Origin of the sequence: Shewanella yunxiaonensis (assembly GCF_018223345.1) — a bacterium.
Taxonomy (GTDB): Bacteria; Pseudomonadota; Gammaproteobacteria; order Enterobacterales; family Shewanellaceae; genus Shewanella; species Shewanella yunxiaonensis.
On the sequence record NZ_CP073587.1, the window covers coordinates 477,728 to 500,711 of the forward strand.

The 22,984-nt window shown below is 45.7% G+C and carries 19 protein-coding genes; 14 read left to right on the forward strand and 5 right to left on the reverse strand.

The features are described 5' to 3' along the window. The first annotated feature begins 4 nt into the window (after nucleotides 1–4). The 3 genes from priB to rplI are packed head-to-tail and all read left to right on the forward strand — an operon-like array spanning nucleotide 5 to nucleotide 1,041. On the forward strand, nucleotides 5–310 hold the full coding sequence (gene priB / locus KDN34_RS02210) for a primosomal replication protein N (protein ID WP_212595318.1): 306 nt from the start codon (nucleotides 5–7) through the stop codon (nucleotides 308–310). 12 nt (nucleotides 311–322) lie between these two features. After that, nucleotides 323–550, forward strand: coding sequence for a 30S ribosomal protein S18 (rpsR, locus tag KDN34_RS02215; protein ID WP_025009344.1), 228 nt, complete (start codon nucleotides 323–325; stop codon nucleotides 548–550). 38 nt (nucleotides 551–588) lie between these two features. Next, complete coding sequence (rplI, locus tag KDN34_RS02220; RefSeq protein ID WP_212595319.1) at nucleotides 589–1,041, forward strand: 50S ribosomal protein L9; 453 nt, start codon at nucleotides 589–591, stop codon at nucleotides 1,039–1,041. 339 nt (nucleotides 1,042–1,380) lie between these two features. On the opposite strand, the gene KDN34_RS02225 is transcribed toward rplI, so the two are convergent. Further along, nucleotides 1,381–4,377 (reverse strand): TonB-dependent receptor, encoded by a 2,997-nt coding sequence (locus KDN34_RS02225; protein WP_212595320.1) that lies wholly within the window; start codon nucleotides 4,375–4,377, stop codon nucleotides 1,381–1,383. Between the two features lie 343 nt (nucleotides 4,378–4,720). Between KDN34_RS02225 and KDN34_RS02230 the strand changes: the two genes are divergently transcribed. Beyond that, a protein-coding gene (locus tag KDN34_RS02230) for an IS3 family transposase (protein WP_407695781.1) occupies nucleotides 4,721–5,892 on the forward strand; the annotation gives its coding sequence in 2 pieces (ribosomal slippage) (nucleotides 4,721–4,964 and nucleotides 4,964–5,892; 1,173 coding nt in all). 97 nt (nucleotides 5,893–5,989) lie between these two features. Here the strand turns inward: KDN34_RS02230 and KDN34_RS02235 are convergent. Beyond that, nucleotides 5,990–8,923, reverse strand: coding sequence for a TonB-dependent receptor (locus tag KDN34_RS02235; protein WP_212595321.1), 2,934 nt, complete (start codon nucleotides 8,921–8,923; stop codon nucleotides 5,990–5,992). Nucleotides 8,924–9,466: 543 nt separating this feature from the next. On the opposite strand from KDN34_RS02235, the gene dnaB reads away from it, so the two are divergent. From dnaB to KDN34_RS02265, 6 genes are all read left to right on the forward strand, one after another. Continuing rightward, a complete protein-coding gene (gene dnaB / locus KDN34_RS02240; protein WP_212595322.1) occupies nucleotides 9,467–10,876 on the forward strand; it encodes a replicative DNA helicase in 1,410 nt (469 codons plus the stop codon). A 65-nt stretch (nucleotides 10,877–10,941) separates the two neighbouring features. Then, on the forward strand, nucleotides 10,942–12,018 hold the full coding sequence (gene alr / locus KDN34_RS02245; RefSeq protein ID WP_212595323.1) for an alanine racemase: 1,077 nt from the start codon (nucleotides 10,942–10,944) through the stop codon (nucleotides 12,016–12,018). Nucleotides 12,019–12,213: 195 nt separating this feature from the next. Next, the gene (locus KDN34_RS02250) at nucleotides 12,214–12,969 is read left to right on the forward strand and encodes a flagellar basal body L-ring protein FlgH (protein ID WP_212595324.1); all 756 of its coding nucleotides are present in this window, start codon (nucleotides 12,214–12,216) and stop codon (nucleotides 12,967–12,969) included. Further along, nucleotides 12,969–13,415, forward strand: a complete 447-nt coding sequence (locus tag KDN34_RS02255; protein WP_212595325.1) for an LPP20 family lipoprotein — start codon at nucleotides 12,969–12,971, stop codon at nucleotides 13,413–13,415. The genes KDN34_RS02250 and KDN34_RS02255 overlap by 1 nt, the downstream gene beginning before the upstream one ends. After that, a complete protein-coding gene (locus tag KDN34_RS02260) occupies nucleotides 13,403–14,563 on the forward strand; it encodes a flagellar assembly protein T N-terminal domain-containing protein (RefSeq protein WP_212595326.1) in 1,161 nt (386 codons plus the stop codon). Before KDN34_RS02255 ends, KDN34_RS02260 begins: the two co-directional genes overlap by 13 nt. A 2-nt stretch (nucleotides 14,564–14,565) precedes the next feature. Further along, the gene (locus tag KDN34_RS02265) at nucleotides 14,566–15,222 is read left to right on the forward strand and encodes a hypothetical protein (protein ID WP_212595327.1); all 657 of its coding nucleotides are present in this window, start codon (nucleotides 14,566–14,568) and stop codon (nucleotides 15,220–15,222) included. Nucleotides 15,223–15,229: 7 nt separating this feature from the next. Here the strand turns inward: KDN34_RS02265 and KDN34_RS02270 are convergent, their stop codons facing one another. After that, complete coding sequence (locus KDN34_RS02270) at nucleotides 15,230–15,946, reverse strand: response regulator (protein ID WP_228730396.1); 717 nt, start codon at nucleotides 15,944–15,946, stop codon at nucleotides 15,230–15,232. A 2-nt stretch (nucleotides 15,947–15,948) separates the two neighbouring features. Continuing rightward, entirely contained in the window at nucleotides 15,949–16,728 is a 780-nt protein-coding gene (locus KDN34_RS02275) for an ATP-binding protein (RefSeq protein WP_212595328.1), read from the reverse strand. A 613-nt stretch (nucleotides 16,729–17,341) separates the two neighbouring features. Between KDN34_RS02275 and KDN34_RS02280 the strand changes: the two genes are divergently transcribed. From KDN34_RS02280 to KDN34_RS02295, 4 genes are read left to right on the forward strand one after another with little or no spacing between them, the layout of a single operon-like run. Beyond that, the gene (locus KDN34_RS02280) at nucleotides 17,342–17,764 is read left to right on the forward strand and encodes a MarR family winged helix-turn-helix transcriptional regulator (protein WP_212595329.1); all 423 of its coding nucleotides are present in this window, start codon (nucleotides 17,342–17,344) and stop codon (nucleotides 17,762–17,764) included. Between the two features lie 13 nt (nucleotides 17,765–17,777). Continuing rightward, nucleotides 17,778–18,839 carry an HlyD family secretion protein gene (locus KDN34_RS02285; RefSeq protein ID WP_212595330.1) on the forward strand — a complete coding sequence of 354 codons (1,062 nt, stop codon included), beginning with the start codon at nucleotides 17,778–17,780 and terminating at the stop codon, nucleotides 18,837–18,839. A 13-nt stretch (nucleotides 18,840–18,852) separates the two neighbouring features. Further along, nucleotides 18,853–20,382, forward strand: a complete 1,530-nt coding sequence (locus tag KDN34_RS02290) for a DHA2 family efflux MFS transporter permease subunit (protein ID WP_267459539.1) — start codon at nucleotides 18,853–18,855, stop codon at nucleotides 20,380–20,382. Nucleotides 20,383–20,422: 40 nt separating this feature from the next. Beyond that, nucleotides 20,423–20,821, forward strand: coding sequence for a hypothetical protein (locus KDN34_RS02295; protein ID WP_212595331.1), 399 nt, complete (start codon nucleotides 20,423–20,425; stop codon nucleotides 20,819–20,821). Here the strand turns inward: KDN34_RS02295 and KDN34_RS02300 are convergent. Then, the gene (locus tag KDN34_RS02300) at nucleotides 20,769–22,835 is read right to left on the reverse strand and encodes an extracellular solute-binding protein (protein WP_212595332.1); all 2,067 of its coding nucleotides are present in this window, start codon (nucleotides 22,833–22,835) and stop codon (nucleotides 20,769–20,771) included. The genes KDN34_RS02295 and KDN34_RS02300 overlap by 53 nt on opposite strands. Nucleotides 22,836–22,984: the final 149 nt, after the last annotated feature.

Genomic DNA, 22,984 nt, shown 5'->3' on the forward strand with positions numbered 1-22,984 from the left:
TTCTGTGACCACCAACCATCTGGAATTATCCGGAAAGATCATACGTTGTCGGCATTTTAGAAGTCCTGCAGGTATTGAACATACGGTGATTCAGTTGGAGCACAAGTCACAACGTTTTGAAGCCGAATTGCCGAGAAACGTCTACTGTCTGCTCCAAGTGGTAATGAGTGGTGAACGCTTTAATAGCGTAACAGAAAAGCTGAAAGCGGGTGTGGATGTCCAGGTCAGCGGCTTTCTGACTCTACAACAGAGTCGCAATGGCCAAAGTCGACTGGTATTACACGCCGAAAATGTCGAATTGAAAATTTAGGAGACTGTCAAAATGGCACGTTATTTCCGTCGTCGTAAATTCTGCCGTTTCACTGCTGAAGGTGTTACGGAGATCGATTACAAAGATATCGCTACGCTGAAAAACTACATCACCGAAAGCGGTAAAATTGTTCCTAGCCGTATTACCGGCACTAGCGCTAAGTATCAGCGTCAGTTGGCTCGTGCTATCAAGCGCGCTCGTTATCTGTCTCTGCTGCCTTACACAGATCTGCATCAGTAAGCTGGCATTGATCCAAATCGAATTGAGAGGAATTGATAATGAACGTTATTCTGCTTGATAAAATTGCCAATCTGGGCAATCTGGGTGACCAGGTTTCTGTAAAAGCTGGTTATGCTCGTAACTATTTGCTGCCTCAGGGTAAAGCAGTTGTTGCGAACGATGAAAACGTCAAAGTTTTCGAAACTCGCCGTGCTGAACTGGAAGCTAAAGTAGCTGCTGAGTTAGGTGCTGCCAATGCTCGCGCTGAGAAAATTGCTGCACTGGAAGCTGTAGTTATCGCTTCTAAAGCTGGTGATGAAGGCAAACTGTTCGGTTCTGTTGGTACCCGTGACATCGCTGATGCCGTGACTGCCGCAGGCGTTGAACTGGCTAAATCTGAAGTGCGTCTGCCACTGGGTGCTCTGCGCACCACTGGTGACTTCGAAGTTGAAGTTCAGTTGCACTCTGAAGTAAAAGCAGTAGTTAAAGTTTCAGTTGTTGCTGAAGCTTAATAAGCTTTTTACTTAAAAAACACCGCCTTATGGCGGTGTTTTTTTATCCGTTTTAAACCACCACGAATGGTGGTGGTGCTCATTCGTGTTGGGCTTTGACCGTAGAATGCTCCTGCTAAATACTGTCTCAGTTTGTTACCAGCAAATCAAGGAGCGGAGCTCGTTCAATACATCCCATGACAGTTCTTTGCGCATGAAGGAACCACCAACACGAGCAATCAGAGATACTTAAAGATAAAGCGGCAAGTCATTGGGTGGGTTAGAATTTGTCTTCTTATAAAATCAGGTAAAAAAGCCACCGTCTTCTGAAGGTGGCTTTTTGATCAATGCAAAGTTGTATTAGAAACGAGCAGAAATAGAAAACTCTACGTATCTAGGTGTCTGCCAATCATAGGCTGCGCCGTAATACTGGTTCTTAGTCCCTTCTGCTCGGTAACCTTCATAGTGTTCGTCTTGAGATACAACTTCTTGAATATCCAGAACGTTATACACTTTAACGGAGGCAACCATATCAACATCACTGATGTTGAACTTGTAGTTTGCAGACAAGTCCACTCGGAAGTTCCAAGGTGTGCGTCCTACCGTTCCGCGGGTGACTTGGTTATAGATCTTCTCATCTTGCTCACAAGTACCATCGCCATTAGTATCTGGACATTGACCAGTATACAGATAGAAGGTATCACCATAACTACCATACAGGTGTGGGTCGTTAGAGGGGTAACCTTGACCGAATGCGCTCAGAGGACGGCCACTAGACAACACACTATTGAAACCAATGCTTAGATCGTCAGTCAGATCATAGGTGCCGAACAGTTTGAACACATGCCGACGGTCGTTAGCCTGATAACCATATGCACCATCCATCAGTGCTGGGAAGTCAAAGTCCTGAGTAATGCCAGGATCAGCCTGACCAATATCAGATTTAACCGCACCTTCGAAGTTACCTTCACTCTTACTCCAAGTGTAAGTAAATGTCAGATGCATATCATCGTTGTTGTACTGAACTTCAGTTTCAATGGCTTTGTAGGTGTTCTTGGCTTTAGGTAAGCCAATTTCTTCAGCAGTATAAGTGCGACGGCTACCTGGATCCGGGACTGAGTCGAAGTCGTTATCTAACTGCCATGTTGCAGTTTCTCCCGGGTTCAACAGAGTACAAGTGGCCTGAGAAGCCAAGTCTCCACAATAGTCGTCAAGTGCTGATACTACTTTACGATAAATACCTTTAACTGATGCTGTTGTAGTATCAGTCAATTGCTGTTGGTACCCAAGAATATATTCATCTTTGGCAAACGGCTCTGCTTCTTCACTCTGGAATGCTTCCTGAATGGTTGGGTTAGGCACACTGTTTACCACAGTAGAGTTGCTGCCGTTAATAGGCGTTAAACCGGTTGGGGCGCCAGTACTGTCGTGTCCAGTGAAGGTGTAATAAGTTGTACTATCACTAATACCTGAAGCTGCACGATAGTTAGTATTGTTAGGTACTGGCAGATAGTAACGGCCATAAGTACCAAACAATTTTGAAGCACCATCACCTAAGATATCCCAAGTGAAGCCTAAGCGTGGGGCAATATCAGTATCAAAAGAAGAGAATACCAAGCCAGTTACACCGGAGTTCTCAAACTTATCTTTGCGGGCCCCAATCTGTAGCATCAGGGTATCGGTGATCTGCCAGTTATCTTCCACATAATAAGCAGTTAGATCTGAGGAGAATGAACCACCGCCAGCAAAAATACGATCCTGAACGATGTCCAGATCTGCTCCGGTATCATTCATATAGATAGGACCATCGTTACCCTGAATAGAACCGTCCGCTGCAATCGTTGAGTATGTCCAGCTATGGCCGGTAATAGGCGCAGAAGTATGCATAGTATCGCGTTTCTGTTTATCATAGCCGGCCTTCAACAAGTGGTCGCCCAATACGTACTCTATATCGATGCGAGTCTGTTTGTTTTTATCAACGTTTTCACCATAGGAGCCGCCAGGACCGCAGCTAGTAATTATTTCTGAGTCAGGGACATCACGTGTATCAGATACTGTAGGACAATCAAGATTACCAGGAACGTTGGTGTAATTAGTTTTGATCTCACCGTACATTGCGGTTATCGAGAGGTCTTCAGTGATTGCGCCGTTATAAGTAATACTCTTGGCATCGCCACCGCGTTTCAGAATAGTTGTACCAAGATAATCACCTACTTCTTGGCCCTCAGCATCGTAACGGTATGTGTCAGATGTTGTATCGCTTCTGTTTGAATATGCGAATAAGCTCAAAGAGTGGTTATCAGTGATGTTCCAGTCTACCTTAGCACCCCAGAACAGGTTGTCAGAACCATCTGAGCTGCGTTTTATAAACTGAGAAACTGGATTGTATGCAAGTCTTCCAGTATAGGTTGAAAAGTCATCTTGAACATCTCGAGGGTTAATCAATGCGTAGACGAACAGTTTGTCTTTGATGATTGGACCACCAGCAGAGACTGTATATTCCTTCAGATCATATTCATCGTTACGAGTATCGCGGAAAATGGTGCCAACACCACCGCTACCACGTGAAACTTTTCCTTCGGAAGCTAATGAAGCTGGTCGCCAATGAGCCGTAGCGCCAAATTCCCATTCGTTGGTACCACTTTTGGTTACGGCATTCATGACACCACCAGTGGTTCGACCAAACTTGGCAGAATAACCACCGGTTTTCACTTGGAATTCTTTATAAAATTCAAAAGGAACAGAGCCACATCCCAACCCCTGACTGGTGTTGGTCACTTCTAAACCGTTAATGTAGCAAGAGTTTTCTGCAACTGATGAACCACCAAATGATGCGGTGTTACCAAATTTGCTATCGCCGGAAACTGTACCGGGAGCCAGCAATGCAATGGATGCAAAATCGCGGGCTACGGGCATCAAGTCGATACTGTCTTTGTTAATAGTTAAACCTGAGTCAGCATTGGTCAAATCAACGCTGTTCACTCTTGCACCTACAACAGAGAGAACTTCCATTCCCTGTGTGGCCTGAACATCAAACTTAGCGTTAGCGTTCACACCCAAAGAGACAGTTATAGTGTCTCTCGCGACAACAGTGTCTCCTTTAGAGATTGTTACTTCATATGTACCAAATGGCAGTTTGGCAAAGCGAAAGTTACCATCGGCACCAACTTCGATATTTCGGGTAAGACCAGTTTTAGGATCATGAGCTGTGGCTGTGTATTCGTTGGCTTTAGCGCCAGAAACGCTCAGTACACCGTTGATTGTCGACGTTGTGTTATCTGCAAATGCAATTCCCGAAATTCCGAATCCAAGGGTTGCAGCGATTGACACTGCAACAATCGTCTTTCTTAAATTCATCAGCTTCCTTCCTTAGGTATGTAGTTATAGTTGTTAAATATTTAATCAATTGTTAGTCATTTGTGTGCATGACTGAGCATTGATACATTTTTTTTATTTTAATGTAAATAAAATATTTAATTAACGAAGATATAACTTTACCAAAACGATACATTTGATTGTCTGTGTATACATCTATCACATAACAAAGATAAGAAGCTGTACGGATTCAGATAGTTTTATGCTTGGGGGAACTTATAGAATGGAATGGACCTCGTTCAGTAGACACCCTATGACTATTATTTGGAATGGACCTCGTTCAGTAGACACCCTATGACTATTATTTGAGCATAGGAGAACAGCCATGAGCAATCAGAGATATAGCCCCGAATTTAAAGATGAAGCAGTAAGACAGGTCATTGATCGGGGATACTCAATCAGTGAAGTTGCTGAGAATTTAGGGGTATCCCAGCACAGCCTTTATAAGTGGGTTAAAGCCTGCCGCCCATCACCCGAGCACTCAAAAGACAACGAGTTGATCGAAGCTAAAAAGGAAATCCTTCAATTACGTTCTCAACTCAAGCGTGCTGAAGAAGAAAGAGACATTTTAAAAATACCCGAGGGGCACACCGAGGCCGCAAGGTACTTTGCAAGCCAGCCAGAGTAAAGTACCAGTTCATTAACGAACATCGTCGTATGTTTCGCATTGCGGTTATGTGCCGCATACTCGGTGTTGCCAGGGCTGGCTATTACTTTTGGGTTGAACAGCCGCTGTCAGATAGAGCGCTGGAGGACCTTCGTATCCTCAAGCTAATCAGGGACTCTTATGGTGCCAGTCATGGAGTCTATGGTTATCGGCGTATCCATCTTGATCTCAGAGAACTCGGAGAAACCGTCGGTAAGAATCGCGTACTGAAGATCATGCGTCATCATGACATCAAAGCGGTACGGGGCTATAAACGGCATCGATATGGCGCAGGACGGCCTTCAATTGTGACGCCTAACTTGCTACAGCGGGAGTTTAATGTCACCACGCCAAATCAAGTGTGGGTAACCGACATTACCTATATACGCACTTGGCAGGGCTGGTTATACCTTGCCGTAGTCATGGATTTATATGCCCGGAATATCGTCGGTTGGTCGATGAAACCGACCTTGGCCCGAGAGATTGTGATTGACGCGCTCCTGATGGCTGTTTGGAAACGTAAACCCAAAGGAACGGTTATGGTACATTCGGACCAAGGCTCTCAGTATGGGAGTGACGATTGGCATCGCTTTTGTCGGACTCATGACCTCACGCCCAGTATGAGTCGCAGAGCGAACTGTTGGGACAACGCGGTAGCCGAATCATTTTTCAGCAGTTTGAAGAAAGAACGGATTAAAAAGCGCATCTATAAAACACGCGATTTAGCTCGAGCCGATATCTTTGACTATATCGAAGTGTTTTATAATCGTAAGCGTAGGCACAGTCACCTCGGCGGTATGAGCCCGGAACAATTTGAACAGCCTTATTTTGAGGCATCAGGGTGTCAATGAAATACGGGCCATTCCAGTCTAATAGTTGTATTTACAACTATTGCAGAACAAAAACACCGCCAGTTGGCGGTGTTTTAACAAGGTGGCATGGATTAGATTAGAACTTGATGCTGGCGCTGAACTCTACATAACGAGGAGTTTGATAAGCTGTGGTCGTGCCATAATTAGGATCTAACTGGCCTGGGTCACCCTGTTCATAGTACTCATACTCCCGAATAGTGGCATGAGAGTTAAATACGTTATAGACGTTTGCCTTCAAGATAACATTGACATCATCGGTGATGTCCCAGTTATAAGATGCTGATAAATCGAGACGGTATACCCAATCTGTTCGTCCAGCACTACCGCGTTGGTTCCAGGTGTAGGTTCCATCTTCATTTAACGTATAGTAGGTATCACCATAGTCAGGAATGCCGTATGGGCTACCGATACCGAATTTGTTAAGAGGACGACCAGATTCGATACTTACGTTGGCACCGACAGTCAGGTTTTCAGTCAGCTGATAAGCGCCAAAGACTTTGAGCATATGACGGCGGTCATTTGGTAGGTAACCATCGGCACCATCCATCAGTACTGGGAAGTCAAAGTCCTGAGTCAGACCAGCATCAGTTTGAGCATTATCAGACTTTACCAGACCTTCAGTATTACCATAGCTCTGAGACCAGGTATAAGTAATATTCATGGTCCAGTCATCAGCCCAAGAACGACTTAAGTTCAGGTCAATCGCATTGTAAGTACGTGTAGCTTTTGGATAGCCCAATTCATCACCAGGAATGGTGACCATTTCGTAATCACCATTGCCGGTAGTGTCAACCTTTACTGTCATGTCTTCGCCAGGGTTACCCAAGACATAAACACTTGAACTTGGGGTATAGCCGTAGGTCTTTTCAATCCAGCCATCAATGGTCATATCGTCAATGGCGCCATTCAACTTACGTTGAGTGCCTTTGATGCCCCATGACCAGTCTTCATTGATCATTGCCTGATAACCAATGATGTACTCATCCTGATACATCGGATCAAGGTTTTGGTCCACGATGGTCTCTGTATCTGGAATTTCGCCATTAGCTAACACAGAATCTCCACCTATCTTGTCTCCAAGAATGGGTGTTGGCACCATCACACCATTAATCTCCTGCATTTCAGTGCCTTCCAATACATAGTACTGGCGCACATCATATTCGTTACCTGACAGTCGTACGTTTGTGTTACTAGCCACTGGCAAATAGTAACGACCCACGTTAGCAAACAGTTTTGATTCACCGTTGCCATTGATATCCCATGAAACACCAATGCGAGGTGCAATCATATTGTCGATTTTTGCAAACGAATCACCGTTGGAGTTCATATTGTCAAATGAGTCCCAACGTAACCCCAGATTTAACGTGATATCGTCGGCAATCGTCCAAGTATCTTCGACATATAGCGCTTCGGATTTGGTCTTAAAGCTGCCGCCGACAGTGCGTTGACGTGAGCGAGCATATTGGGTTACACCAACGGGAGTTGTAGCCCCGTTAGCTAATGTAGCACCAACAGTTGGATCTCCTACATCGTAATAAACCCAATAAACCCCGTCTGGGCCGGTATAAAATTGGTCACTGACTGATTTATTGTTTTCCTGATCGTAACCAAATGTCAGTGTGTGGTTTTCGTTGATTACCCACTCGAAATCGGCCCGAAATTCTTTACGTTCATCTTCTCCGGTACTTACGAAGTAGGCGCTCGGGCTGACACAACCGTTGTAATATGAGCTAGCTTCATCGCGAACGTCGATGATCATATTACATTGATCTATAGTCTCAGAATCGGTGGTTGAAGAGAGATTGTACTTGTTAACACCATAGGTAAACTTTGCTGTGAAATCATCAGTCCACTGACCGGTATAAGTGGTTACATAGTTATCGCCACCTGTTTTGTCAATAGCATCAGAAGAACCAGATGTTTGTGTAGTTTGCTTATCCGAGTCAGAGAATGCTAAAAATTCCAGTGTATGGTTTTCAGCAATGTTCCAGTCCAGTTTTAAACCCCAGAACGGATTATCTGATTTTGCACTGGATATCAGTTCAGAATTTGTTTCGGCATAGTCCTGCTTTTTGCTATTCGGCTGATACATCGCAAAGAAGAACAATTTATCTTTAATGATCGGACCGGAAGCATAGATATTTCCTTCTTTGACTTCATTAGAGTCGTGAGAGTTATCTATATATAAGTCACCTTCGGAGTTGTAACTGTTAGGCGCATGTTCGCTTAGCGAATCGGGACGCCATCTAATGTTGCCGCCGAATTCCCAGTCGTTACTACCACGTTTTACAACGGCGTTTACTACACCACCGGTGGAGCGTCCAAACTCAGCTGAATACCCGCCAGTTTTGACTTCAAACTGATCATAAAAATCAAATGGCACATTGGAGAAACCTAGGCCATTACGGAAGTTTGTTACGTTAAGACCATTGATATAGAAGGCGTTTTCAGCAACGGATGCACCGCCAAAAGAGGCAAAGTTACCAAAGCGAGCGTCACCACGGGTGGTCCCTGGCGCTAACAACGCGACGCTGGTCACGTCTTTAGGTAGCGGTAAACGTTCAATCTCTTCTTGTCCAATAACCAACGATGATTCTGAAGAGGTTGTATCAATAGCGGCAACACGGCTACCAACTACAGATAGTCTTTCCATACCAGTTTGATTCATCACCGAGGTAACGCTAGCGTTACCGCCAATGGTGACAACTACATCATCAATAACTTTATCGTCATATCCATCTGCTGATACTGTAACGGTATAGGTTCCGATAGGGAGTCTTGGAATACGATATTTACCGCTGGCATCAGCACTGACACTACGAGTTAACCCGGTGTCTTTATTTTTGATGACAATATTGGCATTACCCAGAGGAGCATCAGCAGTGGTTATAACTGCCCCCTGAATTGAACCGTCAGTGTTACTTGCTGCAAAAACAGGAATGCTGATTGCAAACAAAGCTGATACTGAGGCGGCGACAAGGGTCCGCCTGAAAGTAGCTTTCTTCATCATTATTCTTCCTCGTGTTATTGGTTCTTATAAATTTATTGTTTAACTAGTGTTGTCAAACCGTAAAATTGTTACTTTTTAGGTCGCTGTCTAACAAATACATTTTCAATAACACGCAGAACATTTGATTAACTTTAATTAATTGATATTTATTGATAAAAATTTACGTAACTTATCATGTGATATTGGCATTTGTTACGTAATTAATTGAAATTTAATAGAATTAACGTTAAAGCGCGATGCTTGTTGTTTGTGGCTAATGTTAGCTTTTTACGCTCAAGAAATAGGGTAGAATATGCCGATTCGGTTTCTGCGTTATCGGACGATGCACGATAAGGTGCTGGTTGCTGTTCGCTCAGTTTTGGTGTGGGATAATAATGGCAATCTGGGTCGCAGGAAGAAGAAGCTGAGATTTATAACCCCAGATAATGTTGTCAACATTTTGATAATCATTGTTTTTATCAAATGGTATAGCAAATATAGATGTTATGCACAGGAGCTGTGCATAACTGTGAACTAAAGAGAAAATCGGAGATCCCCAGATTTATGCCACAGCAAAGTGCTTTCAAAGCCCGAGGTGACAAACGTAAAGAGGCGCAGGTTGATGCGCTCAAGTTGCCTCCCCACTCTATAGAAGCAGAACAATCTGTGTTGGGTGGTTTGATGCTGGAAGCGGAAGCCTGGGATAAAGTGGCCGAAGTGTTAGTGAAAGAGGATTTCTATTCTCGTTCGCACAAGCTGATTTTTAGTGCAATGCAGCGGTTGGTCGATGGTGGTCAGCCGATAGATCTAATCACAGTGTCTGAGCAACTGGAATTAACCGATGAGCTGGAAGATGCTGGAGGCTTTGCTTACTTAGGGGAAATTGCCAAAAACACTCCGAGTGCTGGCAATATTCTGTCATACGCTGAAATCGTGCGGGAACGGGCGGTGGTGCGCGAGATGATCCGTGTCGCGCATGAAATTGCCGACGCTGGCTACAACCCAGAGGGGCGCGATTCCGGGGCATTGTTGGATTTGGCAGAAACCAAAGTTTTCAAAATTGCCGAACAGCGCGCTAATGCCAATGAAGGTCCAGAGGGCATTAAAAGCATTCTTGAAAAGACCGTCGATAAAATTGAACAACTCTACAATAACCCGCATAACGGCGTGACCGGTGTGTCGTCGGGCTTTGCCGACCTTGATGACAAAACTGCGGGTTTTCAGGCTGGCGATTTGATTATTGTTGCAGCTCGCCCTTCTATGGGAAAAACCACTTTCGCCATGAATCTGTGTGAATATGCCGCGCTTAATGAAGACAAGCCGGTGTTAATCTTCAGTTTGGAGATGCCTTCAGAACAGATCATGATGCGTATGCTGGCATCGTTAGGACGGGTTGACCAGACGCGCATCCGTACAGGTAAGCTGGACGACGATGATTGGGCGCGAGTATCGTCCACCATGGGCCTGATGCTAGAAAAAGGCAAAATGTATATTGATGATAGTTCCGGTCTGACGCCTACAGAAGTTCGCAGCCGGGCGCGACGGATTGCCAGAGAAAGCGGCGGATTGTCGCTGATCATGGTCGACTACTTGCAGTTGATGCAGGTGCCTGCGCTGGCGGATAACCGTACGTTAGAAATCGCTGAAATTTCGCGTTCATTGAAAGCATTGGCAAAGGAATTGGAAATCCCGGTAATCGCGTTATCACAGTTAAACCGGTCCTTGGAACAACGTTCCGATAAGCGTCCGGTTAACTCGGATCTGCGTGAATCCGGTTCTATCGAACAGGATGCTGACCTGATCATGTTTATCTACCGTGATGAGGTTTATCACGAAGATTCTCAAGACAAAGGCGTTGCTGAGATTATCATCGGTAAACAGCGTAATGGACCTATCGGTAAGGTCAGACTGACCTTCCAGGGACAATATTCTCGTTTTGACAATTATGCCGGGCCACAATTCGACGAGGACTAACCTCCGCCCGACCATTCCGGAGCGGAAGATGCCGCTCCAAATTTATTCGTTAATGAAGGTATTAATTGAAACCCTTTCCCAGAGCAGAAATCAGCAGTCAGGCACTTAAGCACAATTTAACGCGCCTTCGAGAAGTTGCTCCTCATAGTAAAGTGATTGCGGTTGTTAAAGCTAATGGCTATGGCCATGGCTTGTTAAATGTTGCTAACAGTGTACCTGATGCCGATGGTTTTGGATTGGCACGTTTGGAAGAAGCATTAGAAATGCGTGCTGGTGGCGTCAATGCTAAGTTACTGCTACTAGAGGGCTTTTTTAGACAAGAAGACCTATCTTTACTGGTGCAACATAACATCGACACCGCTGTTCATCATGAATTCCAACTGCAAATGCTGGAACAGAGTCGGTTGGATAAACCGGTTACTGTATGGATGAAGTTAGATACCGGGATGCACCGCCTGGGTTTCTCCCCCGCGCAATTTCATGAAGTTTATGAGCGATTAATGCGCTGTCCTCAAGTTGCCAAACCAATCAACTTTATGACGCACTTTGCTTGTGCTGATGAATTAGAGAAAGATTATACCCAAAAACAGCTGGCCATTTTCAACGAGCTGACTGTCGGATTACCAGGTGAACGGACCGTGGCTAACTCTGCTGGGACCTTATTTTGGCCATCGAGCCAGGCTGATTGGATCCGTCCGGGGATTGCATTGTATGGTGTGTCTCCGGTCGACGGTGATCGTGGCGCGAAGCATGGATTGATCCCGGCAATGACGTTGGTTTCTCAATTGATTGCGGTGCGTGATCATAAGGCCGGAGATACGGTGGGCTATGGTGGTCATTGGCGAGCAGAGCATGATACACGTCTCGGTGTTATCGCGATTGGTTATGGTGACGGCTATCCACGTAACGCGTTGCAGGGGACGCCAGTGCTGGTGAATGGTCGTCGGGTACCTATCGTTGGGCATGTGTCGATGGATATGCTGACAGTCGATCTCGGTCCCGGCGCCACCGATAAAGTAGGCGATGATGCCATTTTATGGGGCCCGCAGTTACCGGTAGAAGAAGTTGCCGAGAAAATTGGTACTTTTGCCTATGAATTAGTGACCAAACTAACGCCGCGCGTGGCGGTCTGTTTAGATTAAGTATCTTTACCCAGTGTGTGCGGGTCAGCATCGGTTGGATGAGAGAGTCGAGTGCAATGCACTCGACTTTTTATGCGTGATCTCACACTTTTCGGCTGTTCCATAATGTTTGCATAATGTTTGTCGTTTTTTTGCAATTTCTGCCTTTAGATTTCATTCGATTGCATCAATAGAAATCTGCATGGACTTAAGGCAATGCATACCAAGACGATGATCGTGCTGGCGATGACGCTCTTGCTGGGCGCATGTGCTAGTAGTGGGCAAAACACTGCAGGTACCAATGGCTCCGGATCCAAGGTATTCCCTCCGGCAGGCACGCCTGTGCAACAGATGGACGATGCGGATCCTAACGACCCATATTACGCTTCTGTAGAACCGAACGATGAACCGCTGCATGCAATCCCTACCGGTTCTATCTTTAATGTCGATGCTGCGCAAAGTCTCTATGTTGAACAGTCCCATTTTCGGGTGGGTGACATTATTTCTGTGAAGTTAGCCGAGTCCACTAAGGCCAGTAAAAGTGGTTCTACTCAATTAAACAAAAGTACCGATTTCACCTTAGATCCCATTGCGGTTCCCGGCGGCAACCTCAAAATTGCCGGCAAGGACGTCAATCTTGATTTAAGTCAGCAACAGAAATTCAAAGGCGACGGCAATTCCAGCCAGTCTAATGACTTTGAGGGTGAAATAACCGTCTCCATAATGAAGGTGTTGAAAAATAACAATTTACTGATCCGTGGTGATAAATGGCTATTGATCAATAATGGTAAAGAATTCATTAGATTAACGGGTGTTATCCGCGCCAAGGATATCCTGCCAGACAATACTGTGCCTTCAACTAAAATCGCTAACGCACGTATTGAATATTCAGGTAATGGTGAATTGGCCAATAGCCAACGCTTGGGATGGTTAACTGACAAATTGAATAACCCGACGGTGTGGCCTTTCTGATGCGTAAATTACTCATGTTGATAACAGTTTTACTCTTATCGGGTTGCACACATGAACAACTAGTGCGCTATGAGTTAGTTGCGCCGAATAATGCCCAAGTATTGCAGGCAACCGGCTACGCGCCGATTGCTTCTCAGACCGGCCCGAGTTATGAAGAGAAACTGATGCAGGCGATGGAAGCGTCACGATTGGATGCCTATCGGCGGTTAGCCGAACAACTCTATGGCCAGCAATTACGTGCTTATACCCGCATGACCGGGGAAACCACCAGCCGTAAGACTATGGATGCCAAAGTGCAGGGGGTTGTGCGGGGGGCAAAAGTCGTCAATCAAAGCGTTCAGGGAGAGTTTTATACTACCGAACTGTCTCTGGATACCAAGGTTCTGGCAGATCTGGGGTCCGTCGAAAATAAGCCGGTGGAGACAGAAAATAAATGGTGGTACTGAGAGCGCTGTTGCTGCTGATGTTATTGCCTGCCCCCGTTTATGCGGCTTGGTATAAAGGTGTTGGTTCTGCGCCAATTATTAATGGTAATGAGGACTATGCTAAGGAACAGGCTGCGAGAGCTGCGTTACGTGATGCCATATTGCAGGCGGGGGCCTCGGTATCGCTCCTAACCGAAGTTGACGAAGGTAGCCTCAATGGTAACGCCTTTCAGGTACGCGCTAACGGCCATGTGAACCAAATTCAAAAATTGGATGAATACACCAAAGATGATCGGGTGACAGTGACCCTACGTGCTGATATTTGGAACGATGGTGCACTCTGCGAAAACCAGCATCTGACTAGCAAGTCGATCATCATGGCGCCATTGGTATTGGTCGACAAACAGTATGCTGTTTATGGCGGATTAGAGGACATTTCACAGGAAGTCTCACAACGACTGTTTGCTGAATTTGATAAGGCCAAAGCGGATTTTTTAGCGAAAAGTTTGATGACGCATCCGTTAGCGGTCGACCCTGATCGGATGTCCAATGATGACCAACAACAGTTGCAATACTTGTCTGAAGCGTCGCGTACTCAATATATCATCATGGGAAAAATTACCGACCTCTCTATGGGCAAAGTAGATGGTAGCTTGCTCAGTGGTGATAAATTGGTGAGAGAGTTTGGTCTCACTGTGTACTTGATTGACGGAGTATCTGGCTTACCAATTATGACAAAAAACTACCATTCACGTACTTATTGGCCTTTTTCCTTAACGGACCGTGTCGCCCCTGGGAGCGACCAGCTTTGGCAGTCAGATTACGGACTGGAAGTGACGCGAATACTAAAGACTGCGGTTGAGGATATGAGTGATTTACTTAAATGTGCCCACCCTAAATCCCGCATTATTCGCATCGGTGCCAATACGCTTGAAGTTGCAATGGGTGGACGCCAGGGCGTCAAAGTTGGCGACATGTTTAAACTGCAATACCAATACAACTATGTCGATGAACAAGGCGTGAACTACGCTAATTTCAGCGATGAACAAGTACAATTTGAAGTCGTAAAAGTCTATCCGGATCATAGCCAACTGGTACCGATAAATAACAATATGCCACTGGGAATCCAAATCCGTGATGTTGTGCAACTGGATAATTTCTGGAACTGACTATGGAAATGAGTGACCTGATCCCTTCATGGTTTAGCAACGCCTCTGCATCTACCGCATCTAGCAGTAGCAGCAGTGTGGATCTTTCGTCTGGATTGGATTCGCTGTTTGGACAGGTAATGCAAGATGCGTTAGGTAAAGTCTCATCAAGTGTAACCACCGTTGCCAGTGCTACCTCTGGCACAGTGGATAGCATGGGACTGTTGGGGGAAGGCTTAGCTGGCGGCTTACTAACGTCATTTTATCAGTCCAAGGTGAGCAACAGCCTTGCTGATGTGTTTAATGAACTGAATACTGAACCTACATCTTCGAGTACTAGTGGCTCAGTTCCCACTTATAGTTCCGGCACGGTCTCTGTAGGGGGCTCAACCACCACTGATAGCAGTGATATCACGCCTTTCGCCGATGGACAAAGCTTTAGCTTTGGGGACGCTTTGGATGTGATCAACCCGCTGCAACATATTCCGATACTCAATTACTACTATCGAAATCTCACCGGGGATCAGATAGGCTTTGTACCTCAAGTGGCGGGTAGTACGCTTTATGGCGGCGCATTAGGTGCATTTGGCTCTTTACTGGAAGTCGGTGCAACCAGTTTACTTGGGGAGTCTCCCGTGGAATATGCTGTGAATGCTGTTTCCGGTGATAATAAAAGTTGAGAAAAAGTTAGTCGATTTGACGTAATTTTGGCGCTCGCCCCCGATAGCGATAGCCAGCACCATAACAGGATTCAATCAGTTCAGTAGTCGGCTCAAGTTGTAACAGCTTTTTACGTAGCTTTTTGATATGACTATCAATTGTTCGTTCAGAGACAACACGAAAATCACCGTACATAGCGTTCATTAATTGATTACGCGAGTAGATCCGTCCTGGATGTTGCGACAACGTCTTCAGTAATTTAAATTCGATTTTGGTCAATGATACGGCAGCCGTTGATAAGCGCGCCTCATACCCCGCCTCGTCAATAATGAGTGCTGCTGTAATCGAAGGCTGTAGCGTCATTGACCACTGGCCAGTGGTTCTTCGTAACAATGCCTGAATTTTGGCTACCAGTTCTCTTGGGCTAAAGGGCTTACTGATAAAATCATCAGCTTCAATAGCCAAACATTCCAGGCGAGCGGCTTCATCACACATCGCGCTTAACATGATGATAGGGACGGTCGAGGTTTTACGGATTTGGCGGCATATATCTAACCCGCTGACATGTGGCAGGTTAATGTCCAATAGCACCATGTCAAATGGTTGCTGCTGAAATTCTGCCAGCGCATCGTTACCATCGGTCACCCACACCATGGGTATCGCTGCTGCGTTAAGGTAATCTCGAACCAGTGATGCTATTCGGGGTTCATCTTCAACCAACAACACCAAGTGAGCAGAATTCACTATTACTCCCGATGAGCCAGGGGAAGTTGCATCGTGACTTTCAGTCCACCGAGTTCACTGTGAGTAAAATCAATGCTACCACGTAGCTGTTGTACCAGTTGGCTGATACTGGCGAGTCCTAAGCCACAACCCTTAGCTGCGTGTGTCATCGGCAACCTGGCTCGAAATCCCGTCTGGGTTAACTTAATTAACTCATCTTGCTGGGGGGCAGGCGCAGAATCTTGCCATTGCAGCAGCAACTTGTCTGCTGTGGTTGTCAGTGATATTTGAATTAGACCCGATGCCTCAGTGTATTTCAGACTGTTGCTCATAAGATTGTGAAATATACGAGACAAAGCTGCCGTCGTACCTTCAATAAACCTGGCGGGTTCAATCTCCTGTTTGAGGATTAGCCCCTTGGCAGTGAGCTCTGCTTCATGGTGTTTTAAGGTGCTAAGTAGCGTAGCCGAGGCATTACACAACCGATGAGACGTTGGTATGCTTTTTCGCGGCAATGTGGGCACACTGTCGAGCAATTCGTTCAGCTGTTCTATTTCATGCAGTAACAGGGAAATTTTTTCAGGTGTAAATGGTCTGATACCATCCTGAATTGCTTCTAATTCCCCTTGCAATAGTGTTAGCGGTAATTTGAAATCATGGATGAAATTACGCCATTGTTGTTCTTGTTTAGCAATTTCTGATGATGGCCTTCTGCTTTTTGTAAGCGGATCGAAACTAAGCTCTCCTTTAAAAAAAGCAGCGTGGTATAGATGGCTATTTTGATCGGCAGAGGAAAAATTCATCAATATAATTCTTACTTGTGTTGGAATTGCATTTGCTAAATTATGTATAATGATTTTCTGTATAAAAATAACATAAATCAATTACTTAAAATTATTATTACTGTCAATAATTAGCATGTTTTTATCGAATAAGTCAGTGCAAAAATAATCATTTAAATTAATTTATATTTTAATTAACAATATAATTTTATATTGATTTTTATCATTATTGATAATACAGAGTGCTGTTTCAAACGCAATTCAGGAAATGTTAGTTAACGTAAAGAATGGGCAATATAAAAAAGTGAACGAAAAAAATGTAAATAAAAATGAGTTATTTATGTTAACTAATTGACTGAGGTTGACAGCTGAAATAAAAATAACTGAGGGAATCGCACTATTGCTACTTATCCCCACTGATATCAATTTCCACAATGTGTCTCAGAAAAATTTTAACATTTCACCTTGAGTACATGCTTGCAGTGCTGTTGATTGTCTGGCCGTAATTATCATTGAGATTGTTGCGCGGATTCACCGCGACTGTCACGTCAGGTGAATTAGTCAGCTTGACATATAATAAGTAATGCTTACTATTTGCCACCCATTATCTCCTTGAGCAATGGTTGGAGGCCTTATGCCACAACAAAGTATTGGCTACCTCATGGCCGATGTAATGCGGCTGCTACGCAGAACTTTTCAGGAACATTCGCAACTGAGCTGCTTAACACTGGCACAAGCGCGTACGCTTAAATGTGCATCGTTGCATGAAGGGATCCGGCAGGTCGAGCTTGCCGAGCGTCTGGATATTAAACCAATGACGCTGGTGCGAGTAATTGACCAATTAGTCGACGCAGGATTTCTGGTCAGAGAACGCGATCCGGCAGATCGCAGAGCACATTTGATCCATACCACTGCAGCAGCAAAACCTATCCAGGATAAAGTGCTGGAGGTGTCCCAGGAAATCTGGGGTCATGCATTGGAGGGACTAACAGAACAGCAAGTCGATGATTTTGTTCTGGTACTGCAAACCATCCACAATAATTTATCAAAAGAATAAGCAGGATATTTCTATGTCTGCCACAGACGCCATCGATGAAAATCAAATATCTAATAATTCCCGCCGCAAAATGAAACGTCTGATTTTGTTGTTTGTTGTACCCGTGCTGGGGGTTGGTGCCGCCGTTGCTTTCTACTTGCATGGCGGGCGCTATGTCGAGACAGACAATGCATATGTTAAAGCAGATAAGACGGTGATCAGCAGTGAAGTTGCTGGCAAGGTGATCAAAGTACTGGTGAAAGAAAATCAACCGGTAGCCGCGGGACAATTGCTGTTTCAAATCGATCCAAAGTCCTACCAGATTGCCGAAACAGAAGCTGCAGCCAGCCTGAAAGATACTGCGGATTTACTCAATGTGCTCAAGGCTAATGTCAAAACTAAACTGGCGAGTATTGCAGCCGCCAAGAGTCAATATCAGTACCTGTTACGGGAACAGCAACGTAAGCAAAACCTGTTGCAGCAGCACTATATCTCAGATTCGGACTACGATGCAGCCAGGCAGGATACTGAGCAGGAAAAACTGCAGATTGAGGCTCTCTACACCCAGTTAAAATTGGCGGTAGAAGGTTTAGGTGGCGACGTTAATGCACCAATAGAGTCGAATGCTAAGTACAAAAAGGCGTTAGCTGCCTTAGATAAGGCGCGTAACGATGTTCAACATGTGGATATTTACGCGCCATCGAGTGGCATCGTCACTCATATAGTAAAGGATGGTGAATTCGTTACGCCGGGCAGTAGTGCGATGCTGCTAGTAGCAGATAGTCATCTGTGGGTTGAAGCAAACTACACCGAAAAAGACCTTACCTATGTGCGGGTCGGACAAGATGTTGAGATCAAAGTCGATTATCAGCCCGACTATATCTGGCACGGTGTGGTCAGTAGTTTAAGCCCGGCAACTGGCTCAGAATTTTCAGTTATCCCGGCCCAGAACGCGACAGGTAACTGGGTGAAAATAAGCCAACGCTTACCGATCCGCATTCAGATAGAGCCGCTGCCGGGGGCACCGCAACTGCGAGCTGGATTAAGTGCCGAAGTCACGGTTGACACTAAGCATGTTCGACATCTGACGTTATAACCCGGGGCCAGACGTGACTTATTCTGAAAATCAGGGCGTGAACCGCGGTCTAGTCACTGTGTCAGTGATGCTGGCCACTATCATTCAGGCACTGGATACCACCATTGCTAACGTCGCTTTACCACATATGCAGGGGGCTATGGGCGCTACTCAGGATCAGGTGTCCTGGGTGCTAACGTCTTATATCGTTGCCGCGGCTATTGCAATGCCAATGACGGGATTTGTTGCTGCCAGAATGGGTCGTAAGAATCTGTTTTTATGGTCAGTCGTCGGGTTTACCCTCACGTCCGCATTATGTGGCGCCGCACAATCACTCGATCAAATCGTGATTTTTCGTTTGTTGCAGGGGATCTTTGGCGCCAGTCTGGTGCCTTTGTCGCAATCGGTTTTGTTGGATACTTATCCTACGGAACAGCATGGTTCGGCAATGGCGATGTGGGGCGTCGGGGTAATGGTCGGGCCTATCTTGGGGCCTTCCCTCGGTGGCTGGTTGACCGAGTATTACAATTGGCGCTGGGTGTTTTATATCAATATTCCGTTTGGCGTGTTGGCCTGGTTGGGGATTGCGTCTTTTGTCAAAGAGACACCGCTGGATCGTAGTCGTAAGTTTGACCTGTTCGGATTTACATTGTTAGCGATTGCTATCGGTAGTCTGCAGATGTTTCTGGATCGTGGCGAGTCCCAAAATTGGTTTGCCAGTATCGAAATCGTGATTGAGGCTGCGTTAGCTGTGTTGACCATGTATATGTTTCTGGTCCATATGTTTACCGCTAAACATCCCTTTCTCGAACCACAAATGTTCCGCGATCGAAATTTTGTCATTGGTTTACTGTTCATCTTTATTATCGGCATCGTGCTATTAGCCACCATGGCATTACTGCCGCCTTACTTACAAAATCTGATGGGATATCCGGTGATTGATGTTGGGCTACTGCTGACTCCCAGAGGGTTTGGCACGATGGCTGGGATGATGCTAGTGGGCAAATTGGCAAGTAAGGTAGATTTACGTTATTTGATCACTGTAGGACTGCTATTGATGATTTTATCGTTATGGCAAATGACCTGCTTTTCCGTGGAGGTGAGCCGTTGGGAAATCATTTATACCGGTATTATCCAAGGCTTTGGCATGGGGCTTGTTTTTGTCCCATTGTCGACCATTAGTTTTTCCACGCTGGCACCGCAGTATCGCAATGAAGGTACTGCACTGTACAGTTTAGTGCGGAATATTGGTAGCAGTATTGGTATATCGGCAGTGACTACTTACTTATCACAACGGGTACAGATTAATCATGCTGCGTTTGCACAGTACATTACCCCATTTAATAAAGCGCTGCAGGAAGCGGTACAACTGGGGGCCGCCAATATTTCATCAACCACCGGTCTGGTAAAACTCAATAGTGCGGTCACACTGCAGGCATCAATAATGGGCTATCTGCAGGATTTCCGCATCATGATGTATTTGTGTGTACTGATGTTGTTGATGATGGTTTTGTTGAAGAAACCTAAAAAGCGCGCGCCCAGAGTTGTTGAACGCAAATCCTGACTAAGATAAGGTCAACATAAATAAGCAAGGAGCGCAGAAAGTGAACGGGCCATTATACCGTTTTTTAAATTCACTGAGTCGTCGCCTTTGTCAGCGTGGTTGGAAACTTGTAGCGATAGGCTTGGTGTTGATATTAGCTGGCTCTGATTTGCTGCTGTTGATGGAACTGTCCACAATGTTGGAGCTACTCGGTGCCAGTACGTTCGTTTTGGTTTACTACAGTGGCTTTAAGCTGCTGCTGTCATCACTATTTCTGCGCGTTAAGCAGTTTGAACGCCATGGCGTATTTTTTCTTCCTGAACGCGCGGTCATAAAAAGCATGCCGAGCATGCTAATTCATGCGCTGCCTAATCGCTGTTGTTGGACATTGTTGATGCTGTCCTTAGCTACGGCTGGTGCTGACTTTCTGTCGCGGGCGCTGGATTGCGGTTTGGGTTGAGATAGCCTGAATCCTGCATCTGTTTTAGTACTATATCTTGAGACTGCTGTAGTGCCTGATCAATCTTGATTTTGCCATCTACAACTTCCGCCACCCTATTGCCCACTCGGGTACCAAAGGCCGCATATTCGGGGATGCCGACAAAAATGGTACCGTTATAAGGGACGGGTTTTAGTGTGCGTTCATCCCGCCGACTCTGTGCAATGGCTTGAAATACCTCATTGGCAAAAGGTGCTCGCTGTTGGTATTCGGGGCGATGATAAGTCGACATGCGCGTTCCAGGTGGTGCTGCTACCCAACTTTCATGTTCACCGACTAACCCAATATATTCTTTGGACGTCGCCCACGCGATAAAGCGTTGAGCAATGGTCTTATTTTTAGATGAATCGGGTATCGCGAGCGCCCAAACCCACAGCCATTGTGCGGGAAGCTTTCCTGTGGGTTGTGCGGCAAAACCGGTGACTGACGCAACTTTAGAGACCTCTGGATCATACAAATAGCCCGCGGCGACGGTTGCATCTATCCAGATTGCGCAGTGCCCCTTGGCAAATAGCTGTAACACTTCAGTAAAGCCAGTGCGGGTGGCGTGGGGTTGCCCGTATTGCTGTAACAGCTGCTGATAGAGCTGCAGCGTTTGAACCCATTCGGCCGTTTGTAGTTGTGGCTGCCAATGTTCATCAAACCAGCGGCCTCCCATGGCATGCACCCATGAGGTAAGCAGCGCCATATTGCCACCCCAGCCAGCATCGCCACGAAGACAGATGCCATATATCTGTTTTTCAGGATTATTTAGCTTAGCTGCTAACGCTGCGATATCGGTAAAACTGGGCTTCGGCGGCATGTTAAGTCCCGCTTTGGCAAATAAATCTTTTCGATAAAAGGTCATGGCGCTTTCAGCATAAAACGGCAGTGCATACAGCAGTCCCTGAGACGACAATGCATTTTTAACAACAGGAATGATGTCGGCAACATCATAACTGTCTGGCAAATTTTCCAGCGGTACCAACCAGTGGCGACGTGCCCATATTGGAGCCTCGAAATTACCGATGGTCATCACATCGAACTGACCATCAGCAATCGCCAAATCTCCTAATAACCTGCGCCTGAGAATACGTTCTTCCAGAAATACCCAATTCAACTCAATATCGGGATTCTGCTGCTCAAAGAGTTTGCCGAGTCGCTGCATAATACGCATGTCTGGATTGTCGACTGAGCCGATAGTGAGTTTTACTTTATGGGGGAGGGGATCCGAACCGAGCAATAGTCCATTCTTGGCTCTTAGTCTTGATAATGTGCCATCCAAACGCATCTGCGCTAGTCCGTGGTTAAATGCTTCTAGCAGCGTGGCGACATGTGGTGCTTTTGAGAAAAAGGCAACATGGAATGACTTTTCAGCTAACGCTGGCTGCAGAAACTCCAGTTCCCCGATGTAATGCGGTCGGTGGCCAACCATCAGGTCAACGGCGGTGTATTTATCGATCAAAATGTAGGGTAAGCGGCCATAATAAAGTTTATCGATGTTCTGCAGATCCGAATTTGCATATTCTGTCGGTACCAAATGGCCGAGTTGCGGCAGGCTCAAGCCTCCTCTTACAATGCCGACCGTACTGTGTCGTAGCGGCAGTAACAGTTGCTCTAATTGCAAAGCATTAGTCGCTTGATATTGGAAGGGATTGTCGCGACGTTTTAATAGCCCCAATGCGTCGCCGGGAAAAGGTGCTGAAAACAGTAGATTATCTTGGTTAGCTTCCTGGTAGATTGGCACTATCCCATCTGCTTTCCCTTGTTTCACCAGCGCCAGTGCTCTTGCCCATGGGTAAAAGGTGATATCGACCTGAATCCTTGTGCGCGCAAATGCTTCCGTGACTACTTCGCTGACATAGCCCTGATTCTGTAAGCGCTTACCTATATAGGGTTCCCTTTCTCCCGCAACTAAATGGACAACCTCTGCCGATAGCGGCAAGCTGAAGGCTAAAGGGGTTAGGAACAATGCCAGATATCGCAGAAATGTCATGGACTTTCCTTTGTCTAGCCGCTTAACTGAGGCACAGACTAAAGTGTAGTCAACGTATCTGACTTCTGGTTTATCAATTAACTGTGCACTAGCACCGTGAGAGACTTGCGGGCGATACTCGCTAAGCCGGATAATTCGTGCACGCCAAT